The 17858-nt window shown below is 72.5% G+C and carries 14 protein-coding genes; 8 read left to right on the forward strand and 6 right to left on the reverse strand.

The annotated features are described in order from the left end of the window. The first annotated feature begins 10 nt into the window (after positions 1 to 10). Positions 11 to 259, forward strand: coding sequence for a DUF3039 domain-containing protein (locus tag CFP66_RS22205; RefSeq protein ID WP_094927130.1), 249 nt, complete (start codon positions 11 to 13; stop codon positions 257 to 259). A 55-nt stretch (positions 260 to 314) separates the two neighbouring features. Then, a complete protein-coding gene (locus CFP66_RS22210) occupies positions 315 to 935 on the forward strand; it encodes a bifunctional 2-polyprenyl-6-hydroxyphenol methylase/3-demethylubiquinol 3-O-methyltransferase UbiG (protein WP_094927044.1) in 621 nt (206 codons plus the stop codon). A gap of 93 nt (positions 936 to 1028) precedes the next feature. Here CFP66_RS22210 and CFP66_RS22215 read toward each other — a convergent pair whose 3' ends face one another. After that, the gene (locus CFP66_RS22215; protein WP_094927045.1) at positions 1029 to 2693 is read right to left on the reverse strand and encodes an alpha/beta hydrolase; all 1665 of its coding nucleotides are present in this window, start codon (positions 2691 to 2693) and stop codon (positions 1029 to 1031) included. A 262-nt stretch (positions 2694 to 2955) separates the two neighbouring features. On the opposite strand from CFP66_RS22215, the gene CFP66_RS22220 reads away from it, so the two are divergent. Next, complete coding sequence (locus tag CFP66_RS22220) at positions 2956 to 4677, forward strand: DEAD/DEAH box helicase (RefSeq protein WP_094927046.1); 1722 nt, start codon at positions 2956 to 2958, stop codon at positions 4675 to 4677. A 583-nt stretch (positions 4678 to 5260) separates the two neighbouring features. Here the strand turns inward: CFP66_RS22220 and CFP66_RS22225 are convergent. After that, positions 5261 to 5446 carry a hypothetical protein gene (locus CFP66_RS22225; protein WP_094927047.1) on the reverse strand — a complete coding sequence of 62 codons (186 nt, stop codon included), beginning with the start codon at positions 5444 to 5446 and terminating at the stop codon, positions 5261 to 5263. A gap of 334 nt (positions 5447 to 5780) precedes the next feature. On the opposite strand from CFP66_RS22225, the gene CFP66_RS22230 reads away from it, so the two are divergent. From CFP66_RS22230 to CFP66_RS22250, 5 genes are all read left to right on the forward strand, one after another. Further along, complete coding sequence (locus CFP66_RS22230) at positions 5781 to 6599, forward strand: DMT family transporter (protein WP_094927131.1); 819 nt, start codon at positions 5781 to 5783, stop codon at positions 6597 to 6599. A 343-nt stretch (positions 6600 to 6942) separates the two neighbouring features. After that, positions 6943 to 8073: a sugar ABC transporter substrate-binding protein gene (locus CFP66_RS22235; protein WP_094927048.1), complete on the forward strand. Its 1131-nt coding sequence runs from the start codon at positions 6943 to 6945 to the stop codon at positions 8071 to 8073. A gap of 71 nt (positions 8074 to 8144) precedes the next feature. Beyond that, on the forward strand, positions 8145 to 8918 hold the full coding sequence (locus CFP66_RS22240; RefSeq protein WP_094927049.1) for an ATP-binding cassette domain-containing protein: 774 nt from the start codon (positions 8145 to 8147) through the stop codon (positions 8916 to 8918). Continuing rightward, complete coding sequence (locus CFP66_RS22245; protein WP_369805128.1) at positions 8918 to 10423, forward strand: sugar ABC transporter permease; 1506 nt, start codon at positions 8918 to 8920, stop codon at positions 10421 to 10423. The genes CFP66_RS22240 and CFP66_RS22245 overlap by 1 nt, the downstream gene beginning before the upstream one ends. Next, a complete protein-coding gene (locus tag CFP66_RS22250; RefSeq protein WP_094927050.1) occupies positions 10420 to 11622 on the forward strand; it encodes an ROK family transcriptional regulator in 1203 nt (400 codons plus the stop codon). Before CFP66_RS22245 ends, CFP66_RS22250 begins: the two co-directional genes overlap by 4 nt. Before the next feature lie 129 nt (positions 11623 to 11751). On the opposite strand, the gene CFP66_RS22255 is transcribed toward CFP66_RS22250, so the two are convergent. The 4 genes from CFP66_RS22255 to CFP66_RS22270 are packed head-to-tail and all read right to left on the reverse strand — an operon-like array spanning position 11752 to position 17223. Beyond that, positions 11752 to 13089, reverse strand: a complete 1338-nt coding sequence (locus CFP66_RS22255; RefSeq protein ID WP_094927051.1) for a right-handed parallel beta-helix repeat-containing protein — start codon at positions 13087 to 13089, stop codon at positions 11752 to 11754. Further along, positions 13086 to 14975, reverse strand: coding sequence for a right-handed parallel beta-helix repeat-containing protein (locus CFP66_RS22260; RefSeq protein WP_094927052.1), 1890 nt, complete (start codon positions 14973 to 14975; stop codon positions 13086 to 13088). The genes CFP66_RS22255 and CFP66_RS22260 overlap by 4 nt, the downstream gene beginning before the upstream one ends. Continuing rightward, positions 14972 to 16231 (reverse strand): glycosyltransferase, encoded by a 1260-nt coding sequence (locus tag CFP66_RS22265; RefSeq protein WP_094927053.1) that lies wholly within the window; start codon positions 16229 to 16231, stop codon positions 14972 to 14974. The genes CFP66_RS22260 and CFP66_RS22265 overlap by 4 nt, the downstream gene beginning before the upstream one ends. Beyond that, positions 16228 to 17223: a 2-dehydropantoate 2-reductase N-terminal domain-containing protein gene (locus CFP66_RS22270; protein ID WP_094927054.1), complete on the reverse strand. Its 996-nt coding sequence runs from the start codon at positions 17221 to 17223 to the stop codon at positions 16228 to 16230. Before CFP66_RS22270 ends, CFP66_RS22265 begins: the two co-directional genes overlap by 4 nt. Between the last annotated feature and the right edge of the window lie 635 nt (positions 17224 to 17858).

Raw genomic sequence — 17858 nt, forward strand, 5'->3', positions numbered from 1 at the left:
CATGGACGACATGGCCACGCAGGTGCTGCCCGACGTCGACACCCGTCCCGAGGGCACCGACACGACCGGCGACGACACGCCGAAGATGTTCCACTACGTCAAGAAGAACAAGATCGCGGAGAGCGCGGTGCTCGGCAACGTCGTGGTGGCGCTCTGCGGGGAGACGTTCCCGGTCACCCGCTCCCCGAAGCCCGGCTCGCCGGTGTGCCCGGAGTGCAAGGAGATCTACGAGTCGCTGCAGTCCGGAGGCGAGGACTGATCGGCCCCTCGTGGTGAGTGACAACCCAGCCGAAGCCGTGCCACCCGAATCCCGGATGCCCGCGCGCAGCGCCGCGCGTGCCTGGGTCTACGACCGGATCATCGCCGGCATGACCGCCGGCTGGTACCGGCAGGTGCTCGGGCGCCTGCCCGACGGCGCGCGCCTGCTGGACGTCGGCATCGGCACCGGCGCGGCGCTCGCGCGGTGCGCCGACGTGGTGCGCGCCAAGCACCTCGCCGTCGTCGGCCTCGACATCGACCGTGACTACCTCGCCCGCTGCCGCGAGGCCCTGGGCCGCGCCGGGCTCAACGGGCAGGTCTCCCCGGTCCTCGGCTCCGTGTACGACCACCGCGGGGGCCCGTACGACGCCGTCTACTTCAGCGCCAGCCTCATGCTGCTGCCCGACCCGGTCGCCGCCATCGCGCACGTCGCGTCCCTGCTCGCGCCCGGCGGGCGCCTGTTCAGCACGCAGACGTTCCACCACCGGCGCTCCCCGTTGCTCGAACGCGCCAAGCCGCTGGCCCAGCACGTCACCACGATCCACTTCGGGCGGGTCACCTACGAGCACGAGTTCCGCAAGGCCTTCGCCGACGCAGGGGTCGAGATCGAGGAGCTCGTGACGATGCGCAGCACGCGCCGCTCGTCCTACCGCCTGGCGGTCACGCGAGCCGCGTAGCCACCCACTCGCCACACTGGAGCCCTACTGCTGTTCTGCGGCCCTCAGATCAGCAGTGAGGCTCCGAGCGAGGTGCGGGTGGGGGCGGGGGGCTCAGTGCTGTTGCACGTAGGCCCCGGGTGTCGGTGCCAGCGCGTGCAGGCCGCGCCCGCCCAGCTCCGGGGGCGCGTCGTGCAGCGGGCCGCTGCGGGCGGAGAGCCAGGCGAGGTGGTCGTCCCACCAGGAGCCGGGGTGCTCGTCCGCCGCCGCGAGCTGCCGCCCGGGATCGCCGCACGCCGCCTCCACGGCCCGGAACCGCGTGCCCGCATCGCCGGGCGGGCTCACCAGCGACGCCACCTGCCCGCCCGAGGCCACCACGAACCGGCACGCGCCCCCGAGCAGGCCCGCCGTGGCCCAGACGTCGCGCCACGGGGTGACGGGGTCGTCGGCGCCGGTGACCAGGTAGCAGTCGCGGTCGACCTTCGCGAGGTCCAGCGGCGTTCCCAGGAGGCCGGCCGCACCGGGTACCGCGAGCGGCGTCCGCACCGCGACGTCCACCAGGTCGCGGTGCAGGCCGGCCGGCATCCGGGTCGTGTCTCCGAGCCAGAACAGCGCCTCGGACGTCTCCGGCTGTGCGCCGCACAGGTAGGCGTGCACGGCTCGCGGCCACAGCAGGGCGTCGGGCGCGCGCCAGGCCAGCTCCGCGAGCAGCAGGCGCCCGTCCAGATGGCCCGCCCGCTCGGACTGCGCCACGGCCGCGGCAGTGACAGGCGGAGCCGGCCGGACGCCCAGCAGCGCGCCGGCCAGCGCGACGGCCGCCACCCGGTCCTGCGCCCCGATCGTGGCCAGGTGCGCGAGCAGCATCGCGGTGATCGTGGTACCTGCGCCGAACGCCATCAGCGACGTGCGCGGGGTGCGGGCGATGTGCTCGGCCGCGTCCATGGCGTCCAGGACGGCGCGGGCGTAGGTGTCGAGGTCCCAGTGCGCGTGGTCGGCCAGCGGGTTGCGCCACGAGAGCGTGAACACCTGCACACCGCCCCGGACGAGGTGCTCGACGACGCTGCGGCCGGGCGCGAGGTCGGCCACGTAGTAGCGGTTGAGCACCGGTGGCACGACGAGCAGTGGCACGTCGTGCACCAGCTCGGTCTGCGGCAGGTACTGGACCAGCTCGGCGACGGGTGTGCGCAGCACCACCGCGCCCGGCGTGGCCGCGACGTCGGTGCCGACCTCGAACGCCCCACGGTCGGAGGCGGGCCCCGAGGACGCCGCGACGTCGGCGAGCAGCCGGCGCGCCCCGCGCACGACGCTGGCCCCGCCGGTCCCGACCGCCGTGCGCCAGACCTGCGGGTGCAGCGGCGTGTTGCTCGGGGCGAGCGCGCCGGCGAGTCCGGCGACCGCGGTGCGCACGCGGGCGTCGTCGTCGGGAGGGAGCGCAGCGTCGGTGACGAGCGCCTCCGCGGTGCTGCTCGTTGCGAGGTGGGCCTGCGCGAGGCGGCGCAGGATCGGGTTCGTCCCCCACGCCGGGTCGAGGTAGCGCGCGTCGTCAGGGGCAGGGGCCACCCGGGAGCGGCCCAGACCGATCCGCGCGAGCTCGGCCACCAGCCCGGCGCCCTGGCGCGCCACAGCCTGCGGGCGGCCGGCCAGCGCAGCCGTCGCGCGGAGCCCTGCCGTGCCGGGCAGCAGGCGCAGCGGACCGGTCCGGCCGCCGGCGAGGAGCGCGTCCAGGCCGGTGGCCGCCGCCTCTGCCGTGGCGGGCGGGAACAGGCGCTGATCGGTCATGGCGGCTCCTGTCGTGCCGGTGGATCGGCGTCGGCAGCATGGGCGGGTGGCGGGTCCGCGGGCAAGTACGGCACCCGGTCGGGCGGCTCCCGCTCCAGGATGGCCTTCGACACCCGCGGCGACACCCCGGCGGGTCCAGGCACCCCCGGCCGCGGGCCCCGGTTACCCTGATCGACGCCCCGCAGCGCCGCGAGCGCCCCGCGATGACGCGGGTGCCCGTGCCGGGCCGTTCCCCCGAGCAGTCGAGACGTCAGGGAGATGTGTGTCCGCGCCGACCCCTCAGGCCCAGCAGATCGCTCCCTCCTCGCGCCCGCTGCGCGCCTGGCAGCGCAGCGCGCTGGCCCGCTACCTCGCCGCCGCGCCCCGCGATTTCCTCGCGGTCGCCACGCCCGGCGCGGGCAAGACGGCGTTCGCGCTGCGCGTCGCCTCCGAGCTGCTGGCCGACCGCGTGATCGAGGCGATCACCGTCGTCGCGCCCACCGAGCACCTCAAGTACCAGTGGGCCGCATCCGCCGCACAGGTGGGCATCGCGCTAGACCCGGAGTTCCGCAACTCGACGGGCGCCACCTCGTCGGACTACCGGGGGATCGCCGTCACCTACGCCGGGATCGCCGCCCACCCGCTGCTGCACCGGGCGCGCACCGAGAACCGGCGGACGCTGGTGATCCTCGACGAGGTGCACCACGCAGGCGACGCGCGGTCCTGGGGCGACGGCGTGAAGGAGGCCTTCGACGGCGCCGCCCGGCGCCTCACGCTCACCGGAACGCCGTTCCGCAGCGACGACAACCCGATCCCGTTCGTCGACTACCTGCCCGACGCCGACGGCGCCCTGCGCAGCCGCGCCGACCACGCCTACGGCTACGCGGAGGCGCTCGCCGACGGCGTCGTCCGGCCGGTGGTGTTCCTCGCCTACTCGGGCATGTCGAGCTGGCGCACCAGCGCGGGCGAGGAGATCACCGCCCGGCTCGGCGAGCCGATGACCGCCGAGCAGACGGCGCGGGCGTGGCGCACCGCGCTCGACCCCGGCGGCGAGTGGATCCCCGCCGTCCTCAAAGCCGCTGACCGGCGCCTCGAGGGGCACCGCGCGGGCGGTATGCCCGACGCCGGCGGGCTCGTCATCGCATCCGACCAGACCACGGCCCGGGCCTACGCGGCGATCCTGACCGAAGTGACGGGTACCCCGCCGGTCGTCGTGCTGTCCGATGAACCGGGTTCCTCCGACCGCATCGCCCGGTTCACCGAGTCCGAGGACCGCTGGATGGTCGCGGTCCGGATGGTGTCCGAGGGCGTCGACGTGCCACGCCTGGCCGTGGGTGTCTACGCCACGAGCGCGTCCACACCGCTGTACTTCGCCCAGGCCATCGGGCGTTTCGTGCGTTCCCGGCGGCAGGGGGAGACGGCGTCGGTGTTCGTGCCGAGCGTGCCGGTGCTGCTCGGGCTGGCCAGCGAGCTGGAGGCGCAGCGCGACCACGTCCTCGGTGAGCCGCACCGGCCCAACGAGGAGTGGGACGACGAGCTGCTCGCCCAGGCCCAACGCCAGCAGGACGAGCCGGGGGAGGACGAGAAGTCGTTCACCGCGCTCGGCGCCCAGGCCGAGCTGGACCAGTTGATCTACGAGGGCACCTCGTTCTCCGCCGACGAGGAGGACTACCTCGGGTTGCCCGGCCTGCTCGAGCCCGACCAGGTGCGCACGTTGCTAAACCAGCGGCAGAAGGAGTGGATGACGCGTTCGCAGCAGCGTCAGCAGGAGGCCACCACGGCCCCGCCGCCGCCCGCCGAACGCCCTCAGCTGACCGTCCGCGAGCAGCTGAACAAGCTGCGCAAAGAGCTGAACACCCTGGTGGCCCTGCACCACCACCGCACCAACAAGCCGCACGGCGTGATCCACAACGAGCTGCGCAAGTCCTGCGGCGGCCCGCCCACGGCGATGGCGAACATGGAGCAGCTGGAGGAGCGCATCGCCACGATCCGCTCCTGGCGCTGACCCGCCCCCGCGCCGGCCACCCCACCCCGCGCGCCCCCACCCCGCGAGTCGGGGCCTGAGCGCCCCCGTGTCGCGCTCCGCGAGTCGGGGCGTAGCGGCACTCCTGTCGCGGTCTCATACCCCCGCGAGTCGGGGTTTGAGGGCGCGCGTGTCGTGCTCCGCTCGTCCGCGAGTCGCGGCGTAGCGGCTTCGTGTCGCGCCCCCCGTACCTCGCGAGGCGGGCTGCGGGTGCATGGGTGTCGCGCAAGACCCCGCGCGAGCCCGGGCTACAGGTACGCACGTGTCGCGGTCCGGCGGCCGCCCTGGCACGGGTTGGCCGTGGTCGCGCGAGCGTGCGGTGTCGATGCAGGCCGCGTGTCGCTGCGCGCACCTCAGGAACGCAACTCGCGCCGGTGAGGCCCCGACTCGCGGGGTGTGGGTGTGGGCCGCGACTCGCGGGTGTGGGGCCGCGACTCGCGGCGTGTGGGGGCGCGACTCGCGCTTGAGAGGGCGCGACTCGCGGGTGGAGACGGCGACGGGGCGGGGACCGTGTGGTCCCCGCCCCGTCATGGCGTCTGATCGGGCCGGCTGGTGCCGGCCCCGGTCAACTGCCGGACTGCACGTCGATCTCCAGCTCTCGGAGCTTGTCGGCGTGGGCCCGCGCGTGGTGACCGCAGAACAGCAGTTCGCCGCCCTTCGGCATCACGGCCCGGACCTTCGCAGCTGCTCCGCAACGGTCACAGCGGTCAGCGGCGGTCAACTCGGGCCGGGTCAGGGTTCCTGGCTGCATAGCGGTCTCCCTCCGTCTCGACTCCGGGTCAGACCCGGAATCGCTTGCTGTGACGACCGCTTGCGCGGTGCGCCCCACTCTCCCATGACGTACAGCACCCCTGCACGTGTTCCCGGGGCGCGTCGCGACGGTCGTCACGTTCGACCCCGCGGTGAGCATCCGGTGACTCCTGCAGATCCAGTTGACTACGAGTGAATGATGCGGTGCCGCGGGTGACACCGCAAGGCGACCGGTGTAAACACTGCAGATCGAGCGACTACGCTGGGCACACGTGCTGAGTGGAGTGGCGACGCGGGTCCCGGCGCCCGTCCTGTTCGTCTTCGGCGGCGTGTCGATGTACATCGGCGCGGCGCTGGCCGTCGGGTTGTTCGACCGGTTGTCGCCCACGGCCGTCGCGGTCTTGCGCCTGTTCGGCGCGGCCGCGGTGCTGATCGCCTGGCGGCGGCCGGGCCGGGAGGCCTGGCGCGGTGTGCGGCTTGCGCGGGCCGTGGCCTTCGGGCTCGCGACGGCGCTGATGAACATCGCGTTCTACGAGGCGATCGCGCGGCTCCCGCTGGGCACCACGGTCGCGATCGAGTTCTGCGGTCCGGTGGCCGTGGCGGCGGCGGCGTCGCGGCGGCCGCGGGACGTGGCAGCGGTGCTGTTCGCCGCCGTCGGTGTGCTGCTCATCGCGGATGTGCGCTGGTCAGGAAGCCCTTCGGGGGTGCTGTGGGCGTTGGGGGCGGCGAGCATGTGGGCGGCCTACATCGTGCTCGGGAAGCGTGTGGCGAGCGGTGGCAACGGCCTGGACGACATGGCCGTGGGCTTCGTCGTGGCCGCCGTCCTGCTCTCGCCGCTGCTGCTGACCGCGGGCCCGGGAGGGTTCGCCGCGCTGGCCGATCCGCTGGTGCTGGTGCTGGCTGTGGGGGTCGGTGTGCTGTCGAGCGTGGTGCCCTACGTGCTGGACCAGGTGGTGCTGCGGCGTGTCGGGCAAGCCCGGTTCGCGGTGCTGTTGGCGCTGCTCCCGGCCACCGCCACGGTGGTCGGTCTGGTGGGGCTCGCGCAGGTCCCGACGGTGCTGGAGCTCCTCGGCATCGGCGCCGTCGTGGCCGCCGTGGCCCTCCGCTCCCGCGACGGGGACGTCCCGGCAGCCGTGGGCCGAACGGGAAGTTGACCACGCAGAGTGACGCGTCCGGCTTTCACGATGCGTCACGACTTTCCGCCTGATCGAGTGAGGCTGCGGCGCCAGGGTGAAACCTCCCCTGGCCGGCGCGGCCGGTGCCCGGGGAGGTCCCCACGGACCGGTCCCGCGCCGGCCCGTTCGAGCCGTTCGGTTCGGCCCTGCCGCAACAAACCCCTCCTTGCGTGACCCAATCGTGACCGTATCGCCACAGCTTTAACGATCCAGTGTGCTTGGCGCCACCCGGATCGGGGACATACGTTGTCCGCCACAACATTTCCGTTCTACCTCTCCCGCGCTCCGGCCCGGGGGCCCCCGACGCTGTGGAAGGACGATCATGCGCATCAGGAGAACCGCGCTCGCGGCCGCAGGGCTGGGGCTCGCCCTCGTGCTCGCCGCCTGCGGTCAGAACGCCGCCGCGCCCTCTGCGCCTGCGCAGGAGAGCGCTCCGCCGACCGGAGGGGCCAAGGTCGGGGTGATCCTCCCCGAGACCGAGAGCTCGGCCCGCTGGGAGGGCTTCGACAAGCCGCTGCTGGAGGAGGCGATGCGGGCCGAGGGCCTCGACGCCGACATCCAGAACGCGCTCGGCGACGAGCAGAAGTTCTCGACGCTGGCCGACAGCATGATCGCCAGCGGCGTCCAGGTGCTGGTGATCGCGTCGATCAGCAGCGAGTCCGGCTCGGCCGTCGCGGCGAAGGCGAAGGCCCAGGGCATCCCGACGATCGACTACGACCGCCTCAACCTGGGCGGCTCCAGCGACTACTACGTCTCCTTCGACAACGAGAAGGTCGGCGAGCTGCAGGGGCAGGGCCTCGCGCAGGCGCTCGACGCGAAGGGCACGCCGAACCCGGCGATCATCGAGATCGAGGGCGCCCCGACCGACAACAACGCCACCCTGTTCTACAACGGCCAGCAGCGGGTGCTCGGTCCGAAGTACCAGTCCGGCGAGTACCGGCTCGTGCAGAGCCAGCAGATCGAGGACTGGGACAACCAGATCGGCGGCACCACGTTCGAGCAGATCCTCACCGGCAACGGCGGCCAGGTCGACGGCGTCGTGGCCGCGAACGACGGGCTCGCGGGCGCGATCATCACCGTCCTCGCGAAGTACGGCCTCAACGGCCAGGTGCCGGTGACCGGCCAGGACGCCACCCCGGCCGGCCTGCAGGCCATCCTGCGCGGCGACCAGTTCATGACCGTCTACAAGCCGATCGTCGAGGAGGCGGAGGCGGCCGCCAAGCTCGCCGCCGCGCTCGCGAACGGCGACACGGCCGCAGCCGACGCGATCGCCACCGACTCGGTGCAGGACCCGCAGGGCAACCGCGAGGTGAAGTCGGTGCTGCTCGAGCCGCAGCTGATCACCCGCGAGAACGTCAAGACCGTGGTCGACGAGGGCGCCGTCCCGGCGTCGGACATCTGTGTCGCGGATACCGCCGCGGCCTGCCAGGAGCTGGGCATCGCCACCAGCTAGCTCGTCGACCCGCGTGTGCGGAGGGCGCCGTCACGAGCGGCGTCCTCCGGCACGCGTACCGGAGGTAGATCATGAGTGAACCCATCCTGCGGCTGCGCGGGGTGAACAAGAGCTTCGGCGCCGTGCAGGTGCTGCACGAGGTGGATCTCGACGTGCGAGCCGGTGAGGTCACCGCGCTCGTCGGGGACAACGGCGCTGGCAAGTCGACGCTGGTCAAGTGCGTGGCCGGCATCTACCCGATCGACAGCGGCGAGGTGGCCTTCGACGGCGCCCCGGTGGCGATCCACGGCCCGACCGACGCCGCGCGGCTCGGGATCGAGGTCGTGTACCAGGACCTCGCGTTGGCCGACAACCTCGACATCGTGCAGAACATGTTCCTCGGCCGCGAGCGGGGCAAGCCCTGGCTGCTCGACGAGGCCGACATGGAGCAGGCGGCCCGGCGCACCCTGGCGTCGCTGTCGGTGCGCACGGTGACGTCGGTCCGGATGCCGGTGGCCGCGCTGTCGGGCGGCCAGCGCCAGACCGTCGCCATCGCCAAGGCGGTGCTGTGGGACTCCAAGGTCGTGCTGCTGGACGAGCCCACGGCCGCGCTCGGCGTCGCCCAGACCCGCCAGGTCCTCGACCTGGTGCGCCGGCTGGCCGAGCAGGGCCTCGCCGTGGTGCTGATCAGCCACAACATGGCAGACGTGTTCGAGGTGGCGGACCGGATCGCCACCCTCTACCTGGGGCGGATGGTCGCCCAGGTGCCCACCAAGGAGGTCACCCACGGCCAGGTCGTGGAGCTGATCACCGCGGGCCGCTCCGGCGACCTCGGCCTGCAGCGCCCCGAGAACGTGGTCGTCTGATGGCGCTTGAGAAGATCGGGACCGAGGAGGCCGGGATGGAGAAGGCGAGCGCCACCACGAGCACCGCGGACCCGGCGGGACCGACCAACGCGGCCGAGCGCGCCGCGCCGGCGTCGGCGCGCGCGGCCGACTTCGGCATCGACACGACCGCGCGCACCACGGGCGAAGCGGTCCGCGGTTACGTGCGCAACCTGCGCAACGGCGACCTGGGCGCGCTGCCCGCCCTGCTCGGGCTCGCGGCGCTGTTCGTGCTGTTCACCGTGCTCGACTCCGGCGGTACGTTCCCCAGCCTGCTGAACCTGGCGAACCTGCTGCAGCAGGGCGCGGGCCAGACGATCATCGCGATCGGCCTGGTGTTCGTGCTCCTGACCGGCGAGATCGATCTCGCGGCCGGTACCGCCTCCGGGCTTGCGGCCGCCGTGATGGCGCTGCACCTGGTCAGCGAGGGCAACCTGCTGGGCGGCATGGGCACCACGGTGTTCGTGATGTTCCTGGCGGTGGTGGTCGTCGCGATCGTGATCGCGGTGATGCTGCGGATCTGGTTCGGCGCCGCGTTCTCGGCGGTGGCGCTGGTGCTGATGCTGATCGGGTTCCCGCCGAACCCGTGGCTGGAGATGCTGCTCGCGGTGTGCGTCGGCGTCGTGATCGGCTGCCTCACCGGCTTCGCGGTCGCGAAGCTCGGCATGCCCTCGTTCGTGGTCACGCTCGCGCTGTTCATCGCCTGGCAGGGTGTGATCCTGCAGCTCATCGGCGACGGCGGCACGCTCGGCCTGCGCAACGACGTGATCATCGCCGTCGCCAACGGGAACCTCTCGACGCTCGGCAGCTGGGTCCTGTTCGTGGTCGGTGCGGGCGGCTACGCCGCGGTGTTGCTGTACCGGCAGGCGTCGCGGCGCCGGCTGGGGCTGGTGGCGCAGCCGACGGGGCTCGTGCTGATGAAGGTCGGCGCGGTGGTGGTACTGGCCGCGGTGGCGACGTTCCTGCTCACGCTCGACCGCTCGCCGGGCCTCACGCCGATCGCGGGCGTGCCCTACGTGGTGCCGGTCGTGCTGGTCCTGCTCGTGGCCGGTACCTACCTGCTCGACCGCACCCGCTTCGGCCGGCACGTGTACGCCGTCGGCGGCAACCGGGAGGCCGCGCGCCGAGCAGGCATCGACGTGGTCCGGGTGAAGGCCACGGTGTTCGTGATCGCCTCGGCCTGTGCGGCCATCGGCGCGATCGTCTACTCGTCGAAGGTCGGGTCGGTCTCGCCCGCCGCGGGCGGTGGCAACACGCTGCTGTTCGCCGTGGGTGCCGCGGTCATCGGCGGCACCTCGCTGTTCGGCGGGCGCGGCCGGGTCAGCAACGCCGTGATCGGTGGTGCGGTGCTCGCCACCGTGAACAACGGCCTCGGGCTGCTCGGTCAGCCCGCATCGGTGGTCTTCCTGGTGAACGGTGTCGTGCTCCTGCTCGCCGCGGGCGTCGACGTGCTCTCTCGGCGGCGATCGGCGGTCGCCGGCACGTGAGCCGCACGTGGGGCGGTGACGGTGGCGGTGGGCCGTCCGCCGCCACCGCAGGTGCCCGGCCGGACGAGGCACGCCGGCACAACCGGGCAGCCCTGCTGCGCCGCCTGCACGTGGAAGGGCCCTGCACGCGGGCCACGCTCGCAGCCGAGCTCGGGCTGAACCGCAGCACGATCAAATCGGTGGTCGACGGGCTCGCCGAGGCCGGCGTCGTCACCGAGGCCGTGCCGGCGCAGCGCAACGGGGCCGGGCGGCCGTCGCTGATGGTCCTGCCGGAGCCCGAGGCGGCGGTCGTGCTCGCCATCGACATCCGCGTGGAGCAGGTCGCGATGGCGATGGTCGGCATCGGGGGCCAGGTGCTCGGGCGGCACAGCTGGAACCTGCACCCCCGCACCCGCACTCCGGGTGAGGTGATCACCCACATCGCCGAGTCGGCCCAGCTGCTCGCCGACGAGCTGGCGGTCGCCGCCCGCGGTGCCGGGATCTCGGTGCCCGGTGTCGTGCGCCGCGAGGACGGCTTCGTGCACGAGGCGCCGAACCTCGGCTGGCGCGACGTGGCGCTGGGCACGCGGCTGGCTGCGGTCCTCAAGATCCCGGCGCAGGTGGGCAACGACGCCGAGCTGGGCGCGCTCGCCGAGCACGTGCGGGGCGAGGCCCGCGGTGTGGACGACCTCGTGTACGTCTCCGCCGACCGCGGCGTGGGCGGTGGGGTGATCGCCGGGGGACGCCCGCTGCGCGGCACGCGTGGCTACGTCGGCGAGATCGGCCACCTCGTGGTCCGCCCCGGCGGTCGGCCGTGCTACTGCGGCTCGCGGGGGTGCTGGGAGACCGAGGTCGGGGAGGCGGCCCTGTGCCGGGCGCTCGGGTTGCCCGAGGACACTCCGCGGGGTGTGGTGGTGGCCGAACTGCGCTCGCTCGCCACGGCCCCGCTGCCCGGGCCGCTCGACGAGTTCGCGGAGTGGCTCGCCACCGGCCTCGTGACGGTCGTCAACGTGGTGGCCCCGGACCTCGTGGTGCTCGGAGACCTGTTCACCGCACTCCCGGCCGCGGTCGTGGAACGGATCCGCACGCAGGTGCACGAACGCAGCCTCGTCAGCAGGGCGGTCGGCGGCACGCGGATCGCGACGAGCCCGCTCGGCCGTGACGCGAAGCTGGTCGGCGCGGCCGAGCTGGCCTTCGAGCCGGTGCTGGGCGGCGTCTAGAGCCTCGACCGGCCGTGGATGTTCACCGGGCCACGAAAATCGTGGTCGTTCGGGCGGCCGTGATCAGCGAAAGTGGTGTGAGGGCGACAGGTCTGTCGCCCTCACACCACTCCTAGCGATCATGGAGCACTAGTCCACCAGGACGCCGCCCTCACGGTTGTCGTGCACCGTGTTGGCCTCCTCGGACTCCCCGACGGGCGTGCCGCGCGACACGATGCCTGCGCGGTTGCCGACGATCGTGTTGCCGTTGACGTCGACCGTGCCGCCGCTGTCGAGGTAGACGCCGTAGCGGGTGTTGTCCACGAGAATGTTGTCGCGCACCGTGGTGGCGGTGGCCTCGCTGACGATGCGCACGCCGTCGTTGCCGTTGCCGCGGATCTGGTTGCCCTCCACGACGGTGTCCTGCGCGGTCTGGGTGACGCCGATCCCGGCCTCGCCGTTGTCGTAGACCTGGTTGCCCCGGACCGTCGTGGCGGCGGACTCGTTGATGTTGATGCCCTGCGCGACGTTGCCGAAGGTCTCGTTGCCCTCCACCAGGTTCCGGTCGGACCCCTGGTACATCACGATCCCGTGGTGGTGGTTGCGGTAGACGACGTTGTCGCGGATCACGCTGTCGCTGACGTCCTCGGCGAGGATGATCCCGTGCTTGCCGTTGTCGTGCACGGTGTTGCCCTCGATGCGCAGGGCGGTCGACCCGGTGTGCGGGTCGATGCCGTACAGGACGTTGTCGCGGAACTCGTTGCCGATCACCTGGAGGTCGCTCACCTCGTAGGTGTAGAGGCCGTAGTAGAGGTGGGACACGATGCTGTCGGTGATCCCGCCGCCGGTGCCGGCGGTGCGCCAGGACAGGCCGTAGGACTCCACGTCGCCGTGGCCGAGGTGGTGCAGCTCGGCGTGCTCGATCGTCATCTGCGCGCCGTCGCGGGCGAGCAGGAAGCTGCGCCCGTCGGCGGGCTCGGTGTCCGCTCGACCCTGCGCGGTGTCCCACGAGGTGACGCAGGTGCCGGTGATGTCGACCCGGCCGCCGAGCGCGTTGACGGACACGAACCGGCCCGCCTCGCTCTCCAGCTGCAGCCAACGGACGTCGGGCGCGGCGATCTGCAGCTCCGCGCCGCCCTGCACGACGAGGTCGGCGCCGAGGAACCACTCGCCCGGGGCGACCTCGCGCAGCGCGTCCGGCTCGCCCACGGCAGCGGCGAGGGCCGGCAGGGTGACGCCCGTGCCGGCGGCGAGCACGAGCCGGTTCGCCGCCGGGTCGTAGCTCGCGTCGAGGCCGGTCGGCGCGGGCGCCGGGGTGGCCGGGGCCGCCGCGGCCTCGCGGACGCACGGCTGGGCCGGGTCGGACGCCGCCGGCGCGGCGACCTCCCGGCGGGGGAGCGGTTCCGGCGGCGCCGCCGAGCACGCGCTCGCCACGATGACCGTGAGGAGCGCGAGCGCCGCGGCGCGGAGCCCGCGGCGCCCGCTCATGTCGCACCCATCGGCATACCCGGACGCCAGCGCTTGCGCGTGGTGGCGCCGGCGCGCCGCTGCCGCGCGGAGTGGATCTCCTCGAGCACGACGGCGAGCAGGATCAGCGGCACCCCGACCGCGCTGAGCAGGTTCAGCGGGGGCAGGCTCAGGTCGTTGACGCCCCGCGTCTCGACCTCACCGCGCACCGACTCGAGCGCGTGCACGCTGGAGTCGGCGAGCAGGAACGGGCTGCCCGGCGCGGTCTCGACGCCGAGCTGGACCGCGTCGACCGTCACCTGCTCCGCGTAGACCGGCTCCGGCGAGCGGGAGTGGATCCCCTCCTGGGTGCCGCTGATCTCGGAGTTCGTGATCGTGGTGGCCGCCGCCACGTCGATCCCGGTGCTGGCGCCGTCGACGTGCAGGCCGGTGATCCGGCCGTCCGGGCTGAACGTGCGCACGGCGTCGGACTCGACGCCGGTGACGCTCAGGCCGCTCATGACGACGCCGGTGGTGGCGGGGGCGGTGACGACCCCGTCGCGCCCACCGGTGACGGTGAGGTCGGCGAGGTGGATGTCGCTCGCACCGCGCTCGACCCGGACGCCCGAACGGGCGTCGCTCACCTGCACGTTCCGGAGCGTGACGTCCTTGCCGCCGAGGGCCGCACCGTCCACGCGCGCGCTCGCGAACGTGGAGTTGCGCGCCTCGAGCCCGGTGGTGCTCTTCTCGACGACGAGCCCGCGGCTGCCCCCGGTGGTGTGGACACCGTCGAGGACGATCCCCGTGCTGCCGACGTGGGTGAACACGCCCATGCGCTGCTCGGTGGCGTGGAAGTCGGTGACCGTGACGTCGGCCGAGCGGGACAGGCGCAGCCCGCCGCCTTCGTCGGCCTCGGTGGCGACGCCGGTGATCTGGGTGCCGGTCTGGCCGACCACGGCGACGCCGAACGCGGCGTTGCCGGTCGTGGAGATGCCGCTCACCGGCCGGTCCGTGCTGTCGCCGGTGACCAGCACCCCGTTGTCGCCGTTGCCGACCGCGCGGACGCCGCTCATGGTCGTGCCGGTGTCGCCGGAGAGCACCAGCCCGTCGTCGATGGACTCCTGGAGCGTGACCTCCTGCAGCGCCACGTCCTCGGACTTGGCCAGCTGCAGACCGACGGTGTTGCGAAGGAGGGTGGTGCGCGTGAGCGAGCCGGTGGCGCCGGTGTGGAACTCCACGCCGGCCTCGCCGCTCTCGGTGCCGTCGCGCGGGGTGCCCAGGTCGCTGAACGTGGTGTCGGTGGCTTCCAGGTGACCGCCGCTGGAAGCGACGATCAGCGGGCGACCGGCCGAGGTGCCGGGCACCGGCGCCCCGGTGGCCGGGTCGAGGGAGGTGACGGTGACGCCGGCGAAGGTGATCTCGCCGCCGCCGGTGTGCAGGGACGCCGCCTGCTGCGGCGTGGACCCACCGACCAGCTGCAGCGTTTGCAGGCTGTCGCCCGGTCCGCCGACCCGCAGTTCCGTGCCGCGCACCAGCACGACGGCGGCGTCGAGGACCGCTGTGCCGTCGGTGATGGCCAGCCAGCTGTCGGGCAGCGTCCGCTCCAGGTCGCTGACCGTCACCGGCCCCCCGCCGTGCCAGACGGTGCGCGTGAGGCGACCTTCGCTGACCACGTCGATCCGGTCCGGCCGCACGATGGTCATGTGGTGCGGGCGGCCCCGGCTCTCCCAGGACCGCCGCGCCGAAGCGGACCGGTCCGGGTCGATGATCTGCGCCGGTGCGAGCGTGGTGGACGTCGCCGCGGGGGCGGCCGGTGCATCCGAGGCGGCCAGTGCGGTGCCGGGAGCGAGCCCGACGCCGATGGCTGCGGCGGCGCTCGTCGCGACGATCCGTCCGACCCATCGCCGGCTCGTGGAGGCGGTGCTCATGCGGCGGCCCTCCGCAGCGGGATGACGTTGTCGTGGTGGTGGTGGTGGTCGTCGTGGTGGTCCCCGTGGTCGTCGTGGGTGGTGCGGACGACCTCGCCGTCCTCCACGGCGACCTGGCGGGTGAGCCAGGCCTGCGTGCGGATGGTGAGCAGCGCCTGGATCTTGATCAGCGCCATGAACCAGGAGACGACGACGTAGGGGAGGATGAAGAAGAACGACGTGGGCCGGCGCCGGATGTGGGGCAGCAGCTTCGCCGAGCGGCTGATCTGCCACCACAGGAGCAGGACCCCGGCGAACATCCAGTTGCCGGTGGCCAGGGCGATGCCCATCACGATCGGTCCGACCAGCAGCGTGAAGCTCGAGACGCCCTTGTCGATCATGGTGTACGCCAGGAACGGGTGGCGCCACACCCACGGCTTGGACAGTGCGCGCAGGTCCGAGCGCCAGGTGTTGCGCGCCCAGCGCAGCCGCTGGCGGAAGAAGATCCGCCAGCGGTCCGGGAAGGTCGACCAGACCTCGGCGGTGCGCTGCATGTAGGTGAGGTAGCCGCGTTCCAGGATCAGCGTGGTGAGTCGCTTGTCGTCACCCGAGAGCGACCGGACACCCCAGAACGTCTCGTCCATGAAGTCGTCCTCGATCTCCAGCAGCAGTTCGCGCCGGTAGACCGCGGTGCGCCCGGACAGGCACGAGACAGCCTGGCCGAGCAGGCTCTGGCTGGCGTTCTCGTCGAAGTAGCGGTGGTCGAGGAACATGTCGGTGATGCGGGCGAGGAACCCCTTCGAGCCGTAGACCGACTGCCGGGTGCCGACGCCGCCGATGCGGGGGTCGGCGAACGGCTTGCTCACCTCGGCGGCCACGGTGGGAGCCCAGATCGTGTCCGAGTCCACCAGTGCGACCAGCTCGGTGCGGGCGGCGCGCCAGCCCTTGCGCAGCGCGTCGCGCTTGCCGGGCACGTCGGTGATGACGACGGTGACCGGGTAGCGCCGAGCGATCTCCAGGCAGGTCTTGTCGGAGGAGTCGATCACGAGGATGACTTCTTCGACGTTGTTGGCCAGCCAGGACTCGATCGCCGCCGCGAAGATCTCGGGGTCTTCCTGGTAGGTGGGGACCACGATGCTCATCGGCAGCCGGTAGTTGTTGACGATCGGCTTGTAGAGCACTGCGGGGACGCGGCGGATCAGCCATGCTCCCCAGCGGATCAGGCCGAGCACACCCAATGGTGTGCCCAGCACGTAGTAGTACAGCGGCAGGTTCATGCCGACTCGTGCTCCTGCGAGCGGTCGTCGACGGCGCCGGCTCCGCCGGCGGGGACGACGACGCGGGCCTCACCGGCGGGTCCGCGCAGCTGGTCGGCCGCGGCGTGGGCCGCTGCCTCCACCTCGTGGTTGACGATGGCGGCGAGGCGGTCGTTGGTTTCGACGACCGCGGTGAGCAGGGGCATGTCGACGTCGATGGTGTCGGCGAAGCCGAGGAAGCCCTGGGTGTCCTTGGGCAGGCAGACCCCGCCGTAGGGGGCGCCGCCGCGGATGCCGTACTCGGGGTTGATGGAGCCTTCGGCGGAGCGGGCGACGGTGGCGGCGATGGGGTCGAGGTCCACGCCCATCTTCTGGGCGACGAGCCACATCTCGTTCCAGAAGCTGATCTTGGTGGCGTTGAAGATGTTGTGCGCGGCCTTGATGAACTCGGCCTGGGCCGGGTCGTCGAAGGTGCGCAGCTCGCCGCCGAAGGGGGAGAGCAGGTCGCGCAGGCGCTCGACGGTCTGGGGGTCGCGGCCGGCGATCACGGTCATCCACGGGTGCGCGAAGTCCTCGGCGGCGGAGACGGCGCGGAGGAACTCGGGGTTGGATGCGAGGCCGAAGCCTTCGTTCGCGGTCATGCCGGAGTGGCGCTCGAGGGTGTTCTTGACCAGGCCCTCGGTGGTGCCCGGGGGCACGGTGGAGCGCACGACGACGGTGTGGCGGGTGGCGGAGCCGGCGAGTGCCTTGCCCACTGCGGTGGTGCCGGCCTCGAACGCGGACAGGTCGTAGCGGTGCCCGTCGTTCGGGGTGGGCAGGGTGAGGAACAGCAGCGACTCCGGTTCACCGGACAGGTCGATCTTGCTGCGGACGTCGAACCCGCGGGCGGCGAGCTCGGCGATGCGGGCGGGGGCGACGTCGATGAACGTCACCTCGTGCCCGGCCTTCAGGAACCCCTCACCGGTTGCCGCACCGACGACACCGGAACCGATGATGAAAATCCTGGTCTTCACGAACGTTCCCCCTCTTGACGATTGATCCGATTCCCGGCAAGCTCCGACTCGGATCCCGGCAGGCACGGTGGATCGCCACCGCACCAGGTATTGCGGGTGGACGGACTCCGTCGTCCGTCAACAGGGGTCTCCTTGTCGGTGTCGACCCTGGCCGGCCGCGCAGGGCACCCACTGGGCGAGGTGCTCGTTTCGCGTTCGTGCAGGTCAGGTCGATCGTCGATGCGGCCGGAGACAGCTCCCGGGGAAGTCGTCCGGTGTAGCGCCCCCGCCGGACGGGCCCCCCGTCACCGGGAGTCGAGATCGGTCGAATCAGTACCGCGGGCCGACTGTTCGCCGGTGAAACCCCACAGCAGAAACACTATCTCAACGCTCCCTGAGATCGTCTCAGATTCCGGTCACGCTGCGTCGATCGGGGGTCACCGGTCGCCACTTCGGGCGTCTTCGCGTTGATGCCGTATTATTCCCAGGGCTGTGAAGAGCGCATATGTCGAAGGGTCCGTGCGCTGCTGTGGCCGGGGTCTCGCATTCGCCTGTGACCCGAGCCACTGATCCGTCCCAGCGGGCGCGGGAACGACCAGCGCACCCGAGGAGCCCTGCGGGAGCGCTTCCCCCGGCCCGGCAGCGGGAACGCCACC

Origin of the sequence: Pseudonocardia sp. MH-G8 (genome assembly GCF_002262885.1) — a bacterium.
Taxonomy (GTDB): domain Bacteria; phylum Actinomycetota; class Actinomycetes; order Mycobacteriales; family Pseudonocardiaceae; genus Pseudonocardia.